At 54.3% G+C, this 16,526-nt stretch carries 14 protein-coding genes; 8 read left to right on the top strand and 6 right to left on the bottom strand.

Features of this window, described 5'->3' with window-relative positions; translation table 11 throughout:
- Positions 1-9 precede the first annotated feature (9 nt).
- From secA to ACFDAU_RS14525, 3 genes are all read left to right on the top strand, one after another.
- Positions 10-2,736, top strand: coding sequence for a preprotein translocase subunit SecA (secA, locus tag ACFDAU_RS14535; RefSeq protein WP_413437618.1), 2,727 nt, complete (start codon positions 10-12; stop codon positions 2,734-2,736).
- 53 nt (positions 2,737-2,789) lie between these two features.
- Complete coding sequence (locus ACFDAU_RS14530; RefSeq protein ID WP_413437617.1) at positions 2,790-3,950, top strand: DUF2863 family protein; 1,161 nt, start codon at positions 2,790-2,792, stop codon at positions 3,948-3,950.
- Positions 3,951-4,304: 354 nt separating this feature from the next.
- Entirely contained in the window at positions 4,305-5,186 is an 882-nt protein-coding gene (locus tag ACFDAU_RS14525) for a PEP-CTERM sorting domain-containing protein (RefSeq protein WP_413437616.1), read from the top strand.
- Here ACFDAU_RS14525 and ACFDAU_RS14520 read toward each other — a convergent pair.
- A complete protein-coding gene (locus ACFDAU_RS14520) occupies positions 5,168-6,205 on the bottom strand; it encodes a class I SAM-dependent methyltransferase (protein WP_413437615.1) in 1,038 nt (345 codons plus the stop codon). The two genes, ACFDAU_RS14525 and ACFDAU_RS14520, sit on opposite strands and share 19 nt — an antisense overlap.
- Before the next feature lie 170 nt (positions 6,206-6,375).
- On the opposite strand from ACFDAU_RS14520, the gene ACFDAU_RS14515 reads away from it, so the two are divergent.
- From ACFDAU_RS14515 to ACFDAU_RS14495, 5 genes are all read left to right on the top strand, one after another.
- The gene (locus ACFDAU_RS14515; RefSeq protein ID WP_413437614.1) at positions 6,376-7,116 is read left to right on the top strand and encodes a pteridine reductase; all 741 of its coding nucleotides are present in this window, start codon (positions 6,376-6,378) and stop codon (positions 7,114-7,116) included.
- A gap of 79 nt (positions 7,117-7,195) precedes the next feature.
- Positions 7,196-7,495, top strand: coding sequence for a hypothetical protein (locus ACFDAU_RS14510; RefSeq protein ID WP_413437613.1), 300 nt, complete (start codon positions 7,196-7,198; stop codon positions 7,493-7,495).
- A 203-nt stretch (positions 7,496-7,698) separates the two neighbouring features.
- Positions 7,699-8,019, top strand: coding sequence for a hypothetical protein (locus tag ACFDAU_RS14505; protein WP_413437612.1), 321 nt, complete (start codon positions 7,699-7,701; stop codon positions 8,017-8,019).
- Between the two features lie 151 nt (positions 8,020-8,170).
- On the top strand, positions 8,171-8,533 hold the full coding sequence (locus ACFDAU_RS14500; protein WP_413437611.1) for a hypothetical protein: 363 nt from the start codon (positions 8,171-8,173) through the stop codon (positions 8,531-8,533).
- Positions 8,530-8,880, top strand: coding sequence for a transcriptional regulator (locus ACFDAU_RS14495; protein ID WP_147075089.1), 351 nt, complete (start codon positions 8,530-8,532; stop codon positions 8,878-8,880). Before ACFDAU_RS14500 ends, ACFDAU_RS14495 begins: the two co-directional genes overlap by 4 nt.
- A 455-nt stretch (positions 8,881-9,335) precedes the next feature.
- Here the strand turns inward: ACFDAU_RS14495 and ACFDAU_RS14490 are convergent, their stop codons facing one another.
- The 5 genes from ACFDAU_RS14490 to ACFDAU_RS14470 form a co-directional block, all read right to left on the bottom strand.
- Positions 9,336-10,481, bottom strand: a complete 1,146-nt coding sequence (locus tag ACFDAU_RS14490; RefSeq protein ID WP_413437610.1) for a glycosyltransferase family 4 protein — start codon at positions 10,479-10,481, stop codon at positions 9,336-9,338.
- Positions 10,478-11,629: a glycosyltransferase family 4 protein gene (locus ACFDAU_RS14485; protein ID WP_413437609.1), complete on the bottom strand. Its 1,152-nt coding sequence runs from the start codon at positions 11,627-11,629 to the stop codon at positions 10,478-10,480. The genes ACFDAU_RS14490 and ACFDAU_RS14485 overlap by 4 nt, the downstream gene beginning before the upstream one ends.
- Positions 11,629-12,501, bottom strand: coding sequence for a GDP-mannose 4,6-dehydratase (locus ACFDAU_RS14480; RefSeq protein WP_413437608.1), 873 nt, complete (start codon positions 12,499-12,501; stop codon positions 11,629-11,631). The genes ACFDAU_RS14485 and ACFDAU_RS14480 overlap by 1 nt, the downstream gene beginning before the upstream one ends.
- Positions 12,502-12,613: 112 nt before the next feature.
- Positions 12,614-13,651 (bottom strand): GDP-mannose 4,6-dehydratase, encoded by a 1,038-nt coding sequence (gene gmd / locus ACFDAU_RS14475; protein WP_413437607.1) that lies wholly within the window; start codon positions 13,649-13,651, stop codon positions 12,614-12,616.
- 700 nt (positions 13,652-14,351) lie between these two features.
- A complete protein-coding gene (locus ACFDAU_RS14470) occupies positions 14,352-16,523 on the bottom strand; it encodes a DUF6311 domain-containing protein (RefSeq protein ID WP_413437606.1) in 2,172 nt (723 codons plus the stop codon).
- Positions 16,524-16,526 lie beyond the last annotated feature (3 nt).

Here is a 16,526-nt window from a genome sequence, read left to right as displayed (position 1 = left end):
CCTTTAGCCATGATCTCTTCCCTGCTGAAAAAAGTGTTTGGCAGCCGCAACGAGCGGCTGGTCAAACAGTATATGGCCAAAGTCAAGGCCATCAATGTACTCGAACCCGCGATCCAGAAGCTTACCGACGCGGAACTGCGCGCCAAGACGGATGAATTCAAGGCCCGCATAGCAAAAGGCGAGACGCTCGACCAGCTGCTTCCGGAAGCATTTGCGGTGGTACGTGAAGCGGCCCGCCGCGTCATGGATCAGCGCCATTACGACGTGCAGCTGATCGGCGGCATGGTGCTGCACGATGGCAACATTGCCGAGATGCGCACCGGCGAGGGCAAGACCCTGATGGCGACGCTGCCGTCCTATCTCAACGCCTTGTCGGGCAAGGGCGTGCACATCGTTACCGTGAACGATTACCTGGCCAGCCGCGATGCCGCGCAGATGGGGCGCATCCATAATTTCCTCGGTCTCAGCGTCGGGGTGAATCTGTCACAGATGCCGCACGACGAGAAGCAGGCTGCCTACGCTGCCGACATCACCTACGGCACCAACAACGAATTCGGTTTCGATTACCTGCGTGACAACATGGTCTACCAGGTCTACGAGAAAGTGCAGCGCAGCCTGAATTTCGCCATTGTGGACGAGGTCGACTCGATCCTGATCGACGAGGCGCGCACGCCGCTGATTATCTCCGGCCAGGCGGAGAACAGCACCGAACTGTATCTGGCGGTGAACAAAGTCATCCCCAGCCTCACCCGCCAGGAAAAAGAAGACGGCGAAGGCGATTACTGGGTGGATGAGAAAGCCCACACCGTGCTGCTGTCCGAGGCCGGACACGAGCGCGCCGAGCAGCTGCTGACCGACGCAGGCCTGCTGCCGCCGGGCTCCAGCCTGTATGAAGCCGCCAACATCGGACTGATGCACCACATCTATGCCGGGTTGCGCGCCCACGCGCTATACCACCGTGATCAGCACTACGTGGTGCAGGACGACGAAGTGGTGATCGTGGATGAATTCACCGGGCGGCTGATGTCCGGGCGGCGCTGGTCGGAAGGCCTGCACCAGGCAGTGGAAGCGAAAGAGGGGGTGGCCATCCAGAAAGAGAACCAGACGCTGGCTTCGATCACCTTCCAGAACTATTTCCGCATGTACAACAAGCTGTCCGGGATGACCGGCACGGCGGATACCGAAGCCTACGAATTCCAGCAGATTTACGGGCTGGAGACCGTGGTCATCCCGACCCATCGCCCGATGATCCGTATCGACAAGATGGATCAGGTGTTTCGTACCGCGGGCGAAAAATACCAGGCCATCATCAACGACATCAAGGATTGCTACGAGCGCGGCCAACCGGTGCTGGTGGGCACCACCTCGATCGAAAACAACGAATACCTGTCCGCCCTGCTGAAAAAAGCCAGGCTGCCGCATGAAGTGCTCAACGCCAAGCAGCACGCGCGCGAGGCCGAGATCATTGCCCAGGCGGGCAAGCCCAAGGCCATCACCATCGCCACCAACATGGCGGGTCGCGGTACCGACATCGTGCTCGGCGGCAGTATCGAGAAGGAACTCGAAGCGGTCCGCCTGGACGAAAGCCTGTCGGAGAGTATCAAACAGGCGCGCACCGAGGCGATCAAGGCAGCCTGGCTACCCGTCCACGAGGAGGTGCTGGCCGCCGGAGGCTTGCATATCATCGGTACCGAACGCCATGAATCGCGCCGTGTGGACAACCAGTTGCGCGGCCGTTCCGGTCGCCAGGGCGACGCCGGTTCCAGCCGTTTTTACCTGTCGCTGGAAGACCCGCTGCTGCGTATTTTTGCATCCGATCGTGTGGCGTCGATCATGAACCGCCTGAAAATGCCCGAAGGCGAAGCCATCGAGCATATCTGGGTCACCCGCGCGATTGAAAATGCCCAGCGCAAAGTGGAGGCGCGCAACTTCGACATGCGCAAGCAGTTGCTGGAATATGACGACGTTTCCAACGATCAGCGCCGGGTGATCTATCAGCAGCGCAATGAATTGCTGGAATCCGAGGATATTTCAGAAACGATTCACGCCATGCGTGCCGACGTATTGAACAATATCGTCGGTGAATACATCCAGCCCGGCAGCATGGCCGAGCAGTGGGATGTGACAGGGCTGGAACGTGCGCTGGCGGGAGAGTTTCAGCTACAGCTGCCGCTGCAGGAATGGCTGGATCAGGATAGCAAGCTCGATGAAGACGGCCTGCGCGAGCGCATCGTGGCGGAAGCCAACACGCGCTACCAGGAAAAAGTCGCCCAGGTGGGTGAATCGGTGATACGGCATTTCGAGCGCGCGATCATGCTGCAGAATGTGGACAGCCATTGGCGCGAACATCTGGGAGCACTGGACCATCTGCGTCAGGGTATTCACCTGCGCGGTTACGCACAGAAAAACCCCAAGCAGGAATACAAGCGCGAGGCTTTCGAACTGTTCTCCACGCTGCTCGAGACCATCAAGCGCGAAGTCACGCAAACCACATTCACCGTGCAGATACGTTCGGAGGAGGAAGTCGAGGCGGTCGAAACAGTCAGCCCGCTGGCCAACGTGGAATACCGCCATGCGGATTTCAGCGATACGCTGTCAGACGTGCCCGATGACCATGGCGTCGAAGAGCTTGCCCCGGTAATACCTGTCCGCAATGAGGACAAGGTGGGGCGCAATGATCCGTGCCCGTGCGGATCAGGCAAAAAATACAAACATTGCCACGGCAAATTGAGCTAAGGCGCATTGGGGTGGCCCTCACCGGGCCGCCCCATTTCAACACACCCATCCTGATGAAACGACCCCGACTTCCCCGTACACCGCGCTTGAGCCGTGACACCACACAATTGTTACGGCTTGCTATCGCGCTCAGCGTATCGGCCAGTCGTCTGGAAGACCGCTTTTGGGTACATCGACTGGATGCGCAAATCGATAGCGTGCTCGACAAGGGCCAGGAAGACACGCTGGAATCCGCCCTGGATCAACTCTGGACCGCCAACCCGCCGGCCTACGACGCCCTGGCGCAGGCCATCGAAGCGCGCAGCAGCGGCCTGATCAAGGCAGATGGACAGGAGTTGTTGCTGATCGCCATACCGGTGCAGGCATGGTCGCGCTACAGCATTGCGGCCGGAGCGATTGCGCCAGCGCGGTTAGCGGAACTGCGCACCCTGTTGCACAGCCATGTACTGGCCGCGGATGTACGTCTGGCGCTTGTGGATGTGCTGTTCAGCCCGGATCAGTTGCCGCGCGGATTCGCCGCCACGCGTAAATTTGCGCGCAGTTTGATGGATGCGGCAGAGCATGAACAGGATTTGCATGTGGATGCGGCTGGTTTGGCTCAGGCCATCCCGTTCGTAGCCGATGTGCGCTATGTGGTGGGCGCGGTGATGGCCGCGCCGGATGCGGCGGTGTTTCGCTGGCAGGAAGCGCAGCACAGCCGCGAACAGGTGTTGCGCGACTGGCAGGCCTATGGGGGTGCTGTGCTGCAAACCATGTTGCCCGCTTGCGCCATCGAAACATTGTTGCCCAATGCCTATTTCAATGCCTGGCGCGAGTCTGACCTGTCCGGACGCGGCTGGGGTGTGCGTTCCACCGTGGACTACCTGAAAGCCGTGCTCGCCCTGCCTGCAGCAAATCTGCGGGTGGTGGTTGCGCCCTTCTATGATCATGTACTGGAAGAATACCGGGTCAGTTTTACCCGCGTGGGTTCGAACGACGTGCTGCATGGCGTGGTGTGGCCGCTGATTGGCAATGAAGATGAAGCCACCGAAGTGACCAACGAAATCGAGACCATCGTACGCGCCGCCGGGATTGGCGAAGTGCTGCTGCTGAATGAGCGCATGCCGCTGGAATATTGCGACGATTGTGGTGCACCGCTGTTTCCCAATCCAGAGGGCGAACTGGTGCATGCGCAAATCCCCGAATCAGCCGAACCCACACCGCCTCTGCATTGAACTAAAAACAGCACCCACCTCCGAGAACACGGAGGGCGCGGAGAAAACAAGAAGCAGTATCGAAGACAACCCTTCGGCTTGATTTTTACCTTTTGTCTTCCTGTGTTCCCCGTGGTTCACGATTATCTTTCCCCGGTTGAACAAACCACGCGCCTGCGCCAGGAAATCGGCAATTGCTTTGAAAATTCGACACCGCCCTGCAGCGGGTAAACGGCTGTTGTCGCTTGTCGACAACTGATGTGCCGATACCGCCCTGTTTTATAGCGTTTTCTGCAATCAGACGAGGATCATCCGCAGGTCAGGCAAGTCGGTACAGGTTTTGCTATTTTCAGTGAACCATTGAAGAGGCATGCCATGTTTACCAGAAAAAGAATTATCCTGGCCATCGTGCTGATGCTGTTGAGCATCCTGCTGGCGCAGGGTGTGAGAAGTTATTTTCAGAGCAGCACCGCCATCGATCATATGCCGCCTGCACGCAACAAGCCTGGCGACCACCATCGCCCTGTGTTCGTGAGCGGGCTGGGTTCGGCGGGTAATGCGCTATTGTCCGGTAACAAGCCAGCGGCCCACCCACTGCGACAATTTGCTGACAACTCACAGGGCAATCTTGCCGGTCAGTCCGGAGGTATGCAGGGAGCGGATGATTGCGCCATTCCATGTGGCGGTAGTGACTTCATAGCGCTCGACGACCATTCCGGTTTCTTCATCCCCGGCCCGGGATCGAATGCAGGTCATACGCTGGCAGGCAATGGAATGCCTGGCACGGATAAGAAAAATGGCACGGGCGAGCCGGCTACAGGTAATGCGCAGCCCGGCCCAGGCCCAGGTGGTAGCAGCACTCCGCCCGGTGGTAACGCGCCAGCGATGGGTGGGGGCGGTAAACCGCAGCCCGGTGGCAATCCCGGACCGAACACGGATCCCGGCGTAAGCCCCACGCCACCTGGCGGGCAGCCGCAACCTGAGCGCCCGGCTGACAACCCGCCCATTGCAGGCAATCCGCCTCTCGGCCCGTATATGCCACTAAATGTGCCGCTCAGTGACCCGCCTGCAACCCCGCCTGTCTTGCGCGGTGCGGACGCCCCCGTTTCCACGCTGACTGACCGGGCGGCGCCTGCTTCGGTGCCGGAACCGGCATCGCTGGCCTTGATTGCCACAGGTTTGCTGGGTATGGCGTGGCTCAGAAAAAAACGTGACCGGCGCCAGCCTCTGCATGAACCCTACAATTTGCGCTGCTGATCGCCCTGCACAAAGCCAAGCAAGGCTGTGTCCATGCCCTTGCACAAGGCAATCACCTTGAACAGTTCCCCCATTTCGGCGGGGCTCATCAGTTTTTGCAGTGCGCTGGCCTGGGGTAGATACGTGCCTGCATCACTCGCCGGAGTTTGCGCCAATAGATCGGTGATGCCGCAATTGATCAGAAATTGCGCCTGACTGGTATAGCCGGCCAGGTGCAATCCCGCCTCGATGCCGGCCACGGCAATCGCAGTGAAATCCACATGGGCGGTAATGTCCTGCAGACCGGGAAAATAGAACGGGTCGTCATGCGCACGATGGCGGTAATGGCACATCAGCGTGCCTCGGTTGCGTTGCGGGTGATAGTACTCGCGCTCGCCAAAGCCGTAGTCGATCAACACCAGCGCTCCGCATTGCAGGCATCGCGCCAGGCTCTTGATGAATGCGCCTGCCGCCAGATTGATTTCGCTGACATAGCCGCCGGGTACGTCGAGCGCACGCGCCGCATCAAACAAACGCCCGCTGCTTATGGCCTGGTCGTGCCACATGAAAGTGTTGTCCGCCCATGCCACGCCACGCTCGAACACGACATCCTGTGTCCAGTGCACCACATTCACCGGCATGGCATCCAGCACCTCGTTGCCCACTACACAGCCGGTGAAAGATTCCGGTAATCTATCCAGCCACTGCACGCGCGCCAACATGTGCGGAGCCTGTTGCAGGATGGTCGCGCGCTGGCGTTCACGCAAGTCGGCACTCACTTCGAGGATGTAATAGTGCTGTGGCAAACAGCCCAATGTCGCCAGTTCGTTGAGCAGGTCGCATGCCAGCCGCCCGCTTCCGGCACCGGCCTCAAGCACGTCGCCGCCGCATATTTGCAGCACCTGCACGACCTGCCGCGCCAGGCTGCGGCCAAACAGTGGAGAAATTTCCGGCGCAGTGACAAAATCCCCTGCAGCGCCGAATTTGGCTGCGCCGCCGCTGTAATATCCCAGGCCGGGCGCATACAATGCCAGCTCCATGTAACGGGCGAAGCTGATCCTGCCATCAGTTTGGTGAACAACATCCGCTATATGATGGGAGAGCGCGGTACTATGGGCGAGTGCTTCTGGGCTGGGTGTAGGCAAGGGCATAGGATGTACAAGGTGCTGGGTTGATCATCGGCGAAACCGAGAGGATAAGGAATTAAGCCATGCAAGGCAAAACGGTATTGATTACGGGTGGGGCAAAACGGGTGGGCGCAGCCATCTGCCGCCTGTTGCATTGCGAAGGCGCCAATCTGATGGTGCATTACCATACCTCGGTGCAGCAGGCTCGCGCGCTACAGGACGAACTCAATACTATCCGTGCGGGTTCGGTGACCCTGATCCAGGGTGATTTGCTCAAAACCGAAGCATTCCCCAACATGATCGCGACCACTGTGGAAACCTACGGCAGCCTCGACGTGCTGATCAACAACGCCTCCAGTTTCTACTCCACACCCATCGGCGAAATCAACGAAGCCAACTGGGACGACCTGATCGGCACCAACCTGAAAGCACCGCTGTTCCTGTCGCAGGCGGCGGCTAATGAGCTGCGCCGTCGCCACGGTTGCATTGTCAACATCGCCGATATCCACGCCGAGCGGCCGATGAAAAGCTACGCGGTATACAGCATCGCCAAGGCCGGCGTGGTCGGGCTGACGCGCTCGCTGGCCCGGGAACTGGGGCCGGAAGTGCGTGTCAATGCCGTCGCACCCGGGCCGATTTTATGGCCCGAAGACGATACCATGTTCGACGAGCTGTCACGCCAGCGCATCATCTCCCACACCATCCTCAAACAGGCTGGTGAACCGGAAGACATCGCGCGTGCGGTGCGCTATCTGGTATCCGATGCCGGCTATGTGACCGGGCAGGTGCTGACGGTGGACGGCGGGCGCAGCGTGCGATTGTAACAATAGGTGCGCAAGGGCTGTTTGCAGGTTCAGGTAAAATACATGCCGTTAAGTAATTGATAAAACGAATAGCTAAACCATGCGGCTTTCCCAGAAAACACAGAAAATTATCCGCGATACTGTCCATGAGGTTTTCGGTATCGAGGCGAATGTGAAGCTGTTCGGTTCGAGGATTGACGACGATGCGCGGGGCGGCGATATTGATCTGCTCGTTGAGCTATCCTCGATCACCGCGGAGCTGGAACGCAAAACCATGCAGCTGGTCGCCAGGCTGCAGTTACGCATCGGCGACCAGCCTATCGATGTTCTAGTGCTTGACCCGTCAACACCACGAAAACCGATCCATGAGCAAGCCGCCAGTACAGGGGTAAAGCTATGAACCAGACCACCGGCTTGCCAATCGCACGTTTTCTGCAAAACCTGGAAATAGTCGCACGCGAAGGAAAGCATCTGTCCTATAGCTGAAACAGCCTGTTCAGTCAGACGATCGATGCGGAGTAGGTACGCAATCTGGAACATGCGCCGGCAATTGCCGAGCGACTCGAAGCCTTCGTGTCCCGTTTTGGCAAAATGCAGGATACGATGGCAGATAAACTGTTTCCCCGTTGGCTGCTTGCGCTTGCCGAAACGCCAGGCAGCCAAATCGAAACACTCAATAGCGCCGAGCGGCTGGGTGTATTAACCAGCACGGAACAGTGGCTTGAAGCGCGCAATCTGCGTAATCGTCTGGTTCTTGAATACATGACCGAGCCAGAAAAGTTTGCCGAAGACCTGGCCCTGGCCAAAGAATATAGCCTGGTGCTGCTGGATACCTTCAACCGTTTGCGCCAGGATGCAATCGCGCGCATGGGGCATAAAGCGGAAAATTTGCCTGAAGCGTTGATTTTGCCACGACCGAGGTGATGACAGGCTGGACGGGAAACCGCTTCGTGGGATGTATCTTGCCCAGTAGGGCAAATAATGACGTAGGTTGATGTTTGTTTATCATGAAACCTTCTCTTGAGTTCTTTTTCAAACGGCATACAATGTTTATCAACTGATGATAAAGTAAGCTATGCAGGCTGATACCGGACTTGAAACGCTCCTGGATCTCAACGGCTATACCATAGACCAGGAGGGTGGCTACTGGGTCAAAGTCGAAGCCTGGCGAGTCCTGGCAACCGCTGATATTCCGCACGGCATCCGCTATTCGCTCACGCTGCACGAGCCGTACGGAAAGCGAATTTTGGGCTACGACAACAGCAACGCCATAAAGCCACCCAAGAAATTCAAGTTTGTGGGTCAGCATCAGCCGTATGACCACAAACACCGCCATGTGGCGGACAAGGGCGTCCCATATGAATTTAAGGACGCTTACCAGTTACTGGCCGACTTCTTCACTGAAGTGGACCGCGTATTAGAGGAAGCAAGGAAATGAAAAAAATCGCAATCGGGATCATGTCCCAAGAGAAAATCCGCGAGCGCATGTTGGCAATCGCCAAGGGCGAATACAAGCCCAAACCCGGCGAACCCAAAATCTGGTTCACCTCGATGAAGTCTCTAGCCGAAGTTCTGAGCGACGAAAACCGCGCCCTGCTCAACACCATTCGCGATGCGCAGCCGCAATCCATCAGCGGCCTGGCCGTCATTACCGGGCGCAAACCCGGTAATCTTTCGCGTACCCTGAAAACCATGTCCAATTACGGGATCGTGGAAATGCGCCGGGAGAATCGCCACGTGCGGCCCATCGTCAAGGCCACGGAATTCCAGATTCTGGCGGCATAGCAATGGGCTGAAACCCCGAGGGTGTCGCTCATGAAAATCTGGATGAGAAACTTATCCGCGAAACGGCCCGTATGACGGTAGAGACAGAGCGATAGCAAGGATCACCTGATGATCCCGGCTCGATATGGTGTGGGAAACCGTGCAGACGGCCTTGCCGCAGTTGTTGGAACACTTGCCCGAAATTCGAGAAGACGCGGACGGCGAAGACCGCAATGACTATGGGATTAAATCATGATTCCATCCATCCCGCCCTGCTGACCGCCTTTGCGCTATTCAACGGCTAGCTTGATACTATGCTCCGCGAAAAATGCCGCCGTTGCCCGCTACTCAGTGCTTAAGGATAGCCAGAAACTGTTTGCTGCCAAATACCTTCACCGTGCCTGCGAAGACGAACTTCAGCGCGAGGGGGCTCTGATGCTTTGAACAATTACCAAGATTATTAGCCAACCGCCACCTCAGCGGCCCGCACCATGGTGATGTCTCACCAATTCACCATACAAATCCACATACAACTTCACCATTTTCTCAGCCGTGAAGTGTTCCCAGTATCGCTCTTCGGCACGCCTGCCCATGTCTGCGGCTTCCTCAGGGTGTTCCCACAGGTAGCGCATCGCTTGCCGCAAGGCTAAGGGATCGCTGGGCGGTACAACCAGCCCAGTCTCATCCCCGATGTTGATGTAGGTTGTGCCGGTGCCAATCTCGCTGGAGATCATTGGCTTGCCGTACATCGCGCCTTCCAGCAGCGAAACACCAAAAGCCTCAGAGCGCAGATGCGAAGGGAAAACAACCCCATAGCACAGCGTTAGCAACGCGACCTTATCCTCATCCGGCAGGTGTCCCAGAAAGTGGATATTGCATAAGCCGAGTTGCGCTGCCTGTGTTTTCAATTCCTGCTCAATCGGGCCGGCTCCGACAATCACGATGGGATAGTCGGTCCCTTGCGCGGCCTCCATCAAAATGTGCAGCCCCTTGTAGTAACGGATGAGCCCAACAAACAGGAAAAATTTCGGGCCGAGTTTTTCGCGCCAGAACTGCAGGCGGTCCGGCATCGGCTGGGGATAGGTGGCTTTATCCAAGCCAATTGGAATCACACTTACCTTGTTCGAGAACTTCTCCAGCACATCGCTGGTCGCCAAGTAGTTTGGCGACGTGGCCACAATACGATCCACGCTTGACAGAAATTTTCGCATCAATGGATGGTAAAGCTTGAGCAGAGTCTTTTGGCGGATAATGTCCGAGTGATAGGTCACCACCGTCGGCTTCTTCACCCGAGTTGCAAAGTGCACCACATCCATGAATGGCCAAGGGAAGTGGTAGTGAATGACATCCGCCTTCTTGGCCAACTGTGAGAAACGCCAAAAAGCGGAGGCAGAAAAACCCGTCGAAGCAATCTGCAAGTCGAGTCTGGCGCGATGGGCCAGGTAGCCATCGATTTCGATAGTACGCGCCACACGGTCTGGTGTCAGCGAAAGCACATCGGTTTTGACGCCCAGCTTGGCGGCACCTCTGGCGATCTGATTAATAACCTGTTCAACGCCTCCCATCGTGTCCGGGAAGGAGGTCTTGTAGAAATGTAGAACCCGCAGTGACTTTTGGCTCATGAAATCACCTCACGGTATACCGCAGCGGTCTCCTCTGCACAGCGCCGCCAGCTGAAACTAGAGGCTTGTAACAAGCCCTTGCTTTTTGCTTCTCCGCGCCAGATTTCATCCTCCAGCCCTGTTGCGATCAATCGACTTAAAGTATCCACATCTTGCGGTTCGCACATGGCCGCGGCATCTCCTGTCACTTCAGGTAATGTCGATGAATTAGAACATACAACCGGAATGCCGGAGGCCATCGCTTCAAGCACTGGCAAGCCAAAGCCCTCATATAAGGACGGAAACACAAAAACACGTGCGCCTGCATAGAGCAATGGAAGCTCATTGGAATCAACAAAACCCAAGTGATGCATCCATCCCTCTGTCACCGCAGCTTCAATGCGAGCATGCAGTTTTTCGCTGCGCCAGCCACGATATCCTATCAATACCAACGGCCATTGCTGCCTCATAGACTGCGGTAGCAAAGCGTATGCGTCTAGAAGCACATCCAGATTTTTTCGCGGCTCAATGGTCCCCACAAATAGACTGTAGCCCCCTGGGCTTAAACCGTGCTTCCTTAACGTCGGACTCAACTCATCCGCAGTTCTCGGTCGAAAATCAGATGAACAAGCCAAGGAAACGGCTCGGATTTTCTCCAGCGGCCAGCTAAAATAAGAAGCGATCTCCTGCCGTGTGTATTCAGAATCTGTAATCAGCATGTCCGCCCTTTTAAGCGTAAGCGCGATTTCCTTGCGCATAAACCTTACTCGTTCAGGAGGGCTGCAGTGCGCCCAGGTAAAGACCGAAAGATCGTGGAAAGTACAAACGGATGGCCCGTCGAACGGCGGCAAATAAAAATTCGGCCCATGAAAAACATGGCTCGCATGGCCGCGTAACGCATACCGATTGGCTAGAGCAGACGTCGTCCGATATATTTTTACAGCTACACGGCTCTTGAGAATTGCTCCACGGAAATTGGCTGAGGTCGAAGAGGTGTGCCCACTAAATTGCGTGGTTTCTGGAAGGTCGCGAACGAAGCGAGAACCCGAGAAAAACATGAGTTCTTCGATCTGAGGCAGTTTTTTGAGATTCTGAGCAAGCTCAAATGTGTAACGACCAATACCTGTAAGAGGAAACCGCACTGGATTAATTGATAAAATGACTTTCATCAACTCACCGACAACATACAGCGCAGTGTTTCTTCCAGCGCCGGGTGTTGTAACTTCCCAATGCACGCCTCCAGCTTCGCCGGACTACCGCACAGGCGGTGCACTTCATTGGCACGTACAAAAGCAGGATTCACTTTGATCTGAATGTCATGACCTGTGATGTGTTTCAATGCATCGATGACGGACTTAAGGCTCACAGGCCGCCCGGAGCAGACGTTATACGTTTGCCCTGGCTGGCCTAGCTGTAACAGGCGCAAATAAACTTCGCACACAGTGCGCACATCGTTAAATTCCCGCTCAACATCCAGATTGCCCAACTCAATTTCCTTTGCCCGCCGAGCAAAGTGCTCAACCAGTTTGGGAATCACAAAGCGCGCATCATGCCCCACACCAGTGTAATTGAATGGACGGACGATCAGCAGCGGCAAGCGATCCGCAAACGTAGCAGACATGAACTCCATCGCTAGCTTGCTCATCGCATAGTGATTCACCGGTGCCGGACAGGTAGATTCATCGATGGGGGATTTATCCGGATTGCCATAGACATTTGCGCTGCTAACCAGGAGTATGCGATTGGGAACCTGGGGCAAGGCAGCCAGTGCCTTGAGCAAGTTCAAGGTGCCGAACAAATTGACTCGGTAAAGAGCTTCTTCATCTGCATGGGTCACTGCGCTAATGCCTGCGAGGTGCACCACAAACGCTGGCGCAGAAGCGGCGACCCCGGTCGCTACGGCCTCTGCATCGGTCAAATCGGCAACCAACGGATGCACCTCGTATCCAGCTTGCTGAGCTGCTTCCGTAAAAGGTTGACCAGTAAATCCACCCGCACCCGTCAAGAGAATCCGTTTTGTCATCTTATTTCCAATAATCAATTTGCCTTGTCATTCCCGCGAAGGCAGGAATCCAGCGAGATGCCTGCCCTGCGAACTTCAGGAGGGACCCTGTTTCAGGGTAATGAGCGATCTAGTGAAATGTCAGATTGATCTAAAAACGAAATCCTGCTTCGTTGCGCCGCAAATCCGCCTCTACCATCATCTGGCACAACTGCTCCAATGTGGTCTTCGGTTCCCAGCTCAACTCCTTCTTGGCGCGCTCAGGATTGCCAATCAGCAACTCCACCTCGGTCGGGCGGTAAAACTTGGGGTTGACGCGCATTACTACCTTACCGGTGCGGGTATCGATAGCAGTTTCATTTTCTGCCGCGCCCTTGAATTCGACCGTAATGCCAGCGCCTTTAAATGCCATGCGCACGAAATCACGCACCGTTTCGGTACGGTTGGTGGCAAGAACATAAGAATCTGGCTTATCTGCCTGCAACATGCGCCACATGCCTTCTACATATTCCTTGGCATACCCCCAGTCGCGCTTCGCATCCAGGTTGCCTAGTTCCAGGCAATCCTGTTTGCCGAGATGGATGCGAGCTACAGCATCGGTAATCTTACGGGTCACGAATTCCAAGCCCCGCAGCGGCGACTCGTGGTTGAACAAAATGCCGCTGGTGGCAAAAATATCGTAGCTCTCGCGGTAATTAATCGTCATCCAGTGGGCGTACAGCTTGGCCACGCCATAGGGGCTGCGCGGATAAAAAGGCGTTTCCTCAACTTGCGGAATGGTGTGCACCTTGCCGAACATCTCCGAAGTGCTGGCCTGGTAATAGCGAATTTTGGGGTTAACAATACGAATTGCTTCCAGCAAATTCAGTGGCCCGAGACCAGTGATCTGCGCCGTGGTCATCGGCTGGTCGAACGACACCGCCACAAAACTCTGCGCCGCCAAGTTGTAAACCTCGGTCGCCTCGGTCTTCTGCAGCAGCCGAATCGTGGCGCCCAAGTCGGTCAGGTCATATTCCACCAAATGGAAATTCGGGTGTTCCTTGATGCCCAACTCCTCGATACGCCAGAAATTGGTCGAGGCCGCCCGCCTGTAGGTGCCGTAGACTGTGTAGCCCTTCTCCAAGAGGAGTTGCGCAAGGTAAGCGCCGTCCTGGCCGGTGATGCCAGTGATAATCGCAATTTTATTCATCAATTATTATTTCCTAATAACACATATTTTTAATTTTGGTGGATTCAAAACTGAAGTGCAACGGCGTTATGGCGAAAGTGTAACTGCTTCATGAAGACCTCGTGAGAGATTTTGAAGCCGAGACATTTTCTGGGACGGTGGTTGAGACGATACATGGCGAATTGGATGTCTTTTCTGGTGATGGATTCGAACCGCATCCTCTTCGGGAAGAACTGGCCAGTTTTAAATCGGCAGTTGACACTGCCTGACGCTCCTCATTTTCTTGCCCTAAGGAAACGTACAGCACGGTCTGCAATCAGTTGGTCAATCTTGCCCTGAGCATGGCAGAGGTGGCTTGACCAGAGGTACTCACGCGAGTGCGCTAGCTCTACCATATTGGCGTGCACGGGATTGAGTTCAATATAGAGGTAGCAGGTAAGCAGGTATCGCTCATTATCGATCAACGCTGCTTTGTAACGCACTCCCACAATGTGCGATGCGCTTTTGTGTGTAGTTAAAGTATCGGACATAACGTCTACAAGGAAGAGCCCTCAACCTTCCAAGTTGCCCATCGCGGCCTGGATAAATCCACCCCAGTGGAGCTCGCCCTCAACAAAACACCCGATCCATCGACACTAAATTAATGTACCCCGGTGTCTCAAAGTCATTGACACGTCCCGGTCGTTGACATCTTGCCCCGTAATCTTTTGCACGATTTTGATTAAGGCTGGTCGACCGACAACACTAACTCTGCCATGCCCAAACCGAGGGGCCGTACATCCTCAGACATTCCAGCACGCTTTGGCGATTCTATATTTTTTGATACAAATTTGATTATTAACAGATTATTTTGTTGGTAAACATCCTTAGTGACAAGGGCCGTGCGTTTTACAATCCCTTCTTCATCAAGTTTGTATTTCCATAACCCGATCTTTTTGTCATTAATGAATACCGTAACCTCTTTAAGAGGGGAACCAGCATTCACCAATGCACGCGCACTAACTGTCAACTTAAGGTTGCGCTCTGGAGCATCAGGTAGACGAAGTACAACCACCGATTGCTTACCTATTCCCCACACCCCCCAACTCTCTGCCATGCCCCAGCCGCGCTGGAGGAAATATTTTCCATTACCATTCACATTGAACTGTAGTGTCTTGCCTAATTGGTACTCTGGGGCCCATTCCTTTGAAATGCGAACGAATTCCTGTTGAAAAGCAATTTGCGGAAACGCAACCCAGTTACGCGAGCAAACAACCCCATACTTAAACTCTCGACACCATTCCCTAAAATTAGGCAAGCCTGCGATTTGATTAATAGGGAAATTATTACCAAACACATATAAACCTCCCGCTTCTATATTAAAACTTAGCCCTTCGGCTAATTCATCCTTACAGTTGCGGTTTGACCTAGCCAGATAGGCACTATTACTTGGTTTATCAAGTTTTGCAGCCAGCCAAAGTAACTCCATATTGGCGTTGTTATCTGGCCATTTCCCAGCCCACCCCCCACATTGAAATGACGGATATTGCTTAAGGAACTGATGCCCTTCCAACAGCGGCCTCCACGTCTTCTGAGACAGCACTTGAGCAGAGCCCAGATGCATATTCTCTGCCATATTCCGGCGCAATAATTGCGTATCTACCAACTGCAAAACTACTGCCAAGACCAGCAATACTTTAGCCACTCGTTGGTTAAATCTCTGAAGTGTCACCAAAACTAACGTGATGACCAACACATAGTAAATTGGCCAAAAGAGCCTGCCGCCTGTCCGAAAATGGTCTGTAAGCTTTCCTAGTTGGGCAAAGATTGGCGTTACAGAAACATGCCAGTTCCCAATGAATATTTGGTTGGACAGCGCCAACAAAAGCAGTCCAATTAAGGCAGCCAGCAGAAATACATGGCGTTTTAGCGCCTGTTTTATGATGCTTCTTGAGGCAATAAGATGCACAGCGAGGAGGAGTAGCACTCCTAAGCCGAGATAATTATATCCCTCATACTGCCCGCCAGTGGCATCCCACGAATAGCCATTGCCATCCCAAGTTACATACTGTGTAACAAACTCTGGCAAATGTTCGCGGGGAGGGAGGAATGGTGATAACAAGTTCATGGAGTAATACCCAAAACCCCATGCACTAGCTGATGGGCTTCCCGGACCGATAATCCCAGATATCCAAGCCGTCCCCAGAACCACGCCAATCACCACAATGAAACGTGTTGCTGCGTTTCGAAGTGTCATTTCTCCTGTTTTAACTACTGTGGCTAAAGCCGCGAGAAGAAAAGGCATTACCATCAACAAAAAGTATGCCTGCAATACAACGGATAAGGCCGTGACGATGCAAAATTGCGCAATCACATTCCGGCTATCTGGGTGTTGTAACAGTCTCAGGTAAAGATAAAAGCTCCATACAATAAGAAAATGGGCCATTAATGCAGCGTGTCCAAAGCGAACAAGTAACGCAGGATTTGCAAGTGCCAGCAAGATTGCACAAATTATTGCGGCAATGCTCTTTGTACCACCTTCCTTTGTTGCGAGCGCGACAAACAAAGCCAGCAGAGGAAAGCACAAGAATAACCATAAACCAAAATAATTAAACCATTCTCCAGTCAACTTGAAAATTATTTTTGCTGCAAGGGCAAGCAAGGGCAAGCTATCCGTATAGATTATGTTCGCCCCTTCGGGGGTTGCAAGAGTAGGAACATAAAAAATTGGGAAGTGCCAACTATCATGCGCAAAATATAATGCTCCGATAAGATTGGTAATGCGATCACCAAAAGGTTTTGTCCAATAGGCGTTATTCCCAATAATGAAAGAGGGCTCAAAAATGCTAAGCGCATAAACTGTTCCGATGAGCAGAGCTACTAATAAGTAAAGCCTGGTATTTAATAATTTCATTGT

Source organism: Sulfuriferula sp. GW1, assembly GCF_047300855.1.
Lineage (GTDB): Bacteria > Pseudomonadota > Gammaproteobacteria > Burkholderiales > Sulfuriferulaceae > Sulfuriferula.
The sequence above is the reverse complement of the archived record's forward strand: the minus strand, read 5'-3'. Positions and strand labels throughout refer to the sequence as shown.

Excerpts from the sequence above, each read along its gene's own strand:
- secA (WP_413437618.1), top strand. The coding sequence starts at position 10 with ATGATCTCTTCCCTGCTGAAAAAAGTGTTTGGCAGCCGCAACGAGCGG.
- ACFDAU_RS14530 (WP_413437617.1), top strand. The coding sequence starts at position 2,790 with ATGAAACGACCCCGACTTCCCCGTACACCGCGCTTGAGCCGTGACACC.
- ACFDAU_RS14525 (WP_413437616.1), top strand. The coding sequence starts at position 4,305 with ATGTTTACCAGAAAAAGAATTATCCTGGCCATCGTGCTGATGCTGTTG.
- ACFDAU_RS14520 (WP_413437615.1), bottom strand. The coding sequence starts at position 6,205 with ATGGAGCTGGCATTGTATGCGCCCGGCCTGGGATATTACAGCGGCGGC.
- ACFDAU_RS14515 (WP_413437614.1), top strand. The coding sequence starts at position 6,376 with ATGCAAGGCAAAACGGTATTGATTACGGGTGGGGCAAAACGGGTGGGC.
- ACFDAU_RS14510 (WP_413437613.1), top strand. The coding sequence starts at position 7,196 with ATGCGGCTTTCCCAGAAAACACAGAAAATTATCCGCGATACTGTCCAT.
- ACFDAU_RS14505 (WP_413437612.1), top strand. The coding sequence starts at position 7,699 with ATGGCAGATAAACTGTTTCCCCGTTGGCTGCTTGCGCTTGCCGAAACG.
- ACFDAU_RS14500 (WP_413437611.1), top strand. The coding sequence starts at position 8,171 with ATGCAGGCTGATACCGGACTTGAAACGCTCCTGGATCTCAACGGCTAT.
- ACFDAU_RS14495 (WP_147075089.1), top strand. The coding sequence starts at position 8,530 with ATGAAAAAAATCGCAATCGGGATCATGTCCCAAGAGAAAATCCGCGAG.
- ACFDAU_RS14490 (WP_413437610.1), bottom strand. The coding sequence starts at position 10,481 with ATGAGCCAAAAGTCACTGCGGGTTCTACATTTCTACAAGACCTCCTTC.
- ACFDAU_RS14485 (WP_413437609.1), bottom strand. The coding sequence starts at position 11,629 with ATGAAAGTCATTTTATCAATTAATCCAGTGCGGTTTCCTCTTACAGGT.
- gmd (WP_413437607.1), bottom strand. The coding sequence starts at position 13,651 with ATGAATAAAATTGCGATTATCACTGGCATCACCGGCCAGGACGGCGCT.
- ACFDAU_RS14470 (WP_413437606.1), bottom strand. The coding sequence starts at position 16,523 with ATGAAATTATTAAATACCAGGCTTTACTTATTAGTAGCTCTGCTCATC.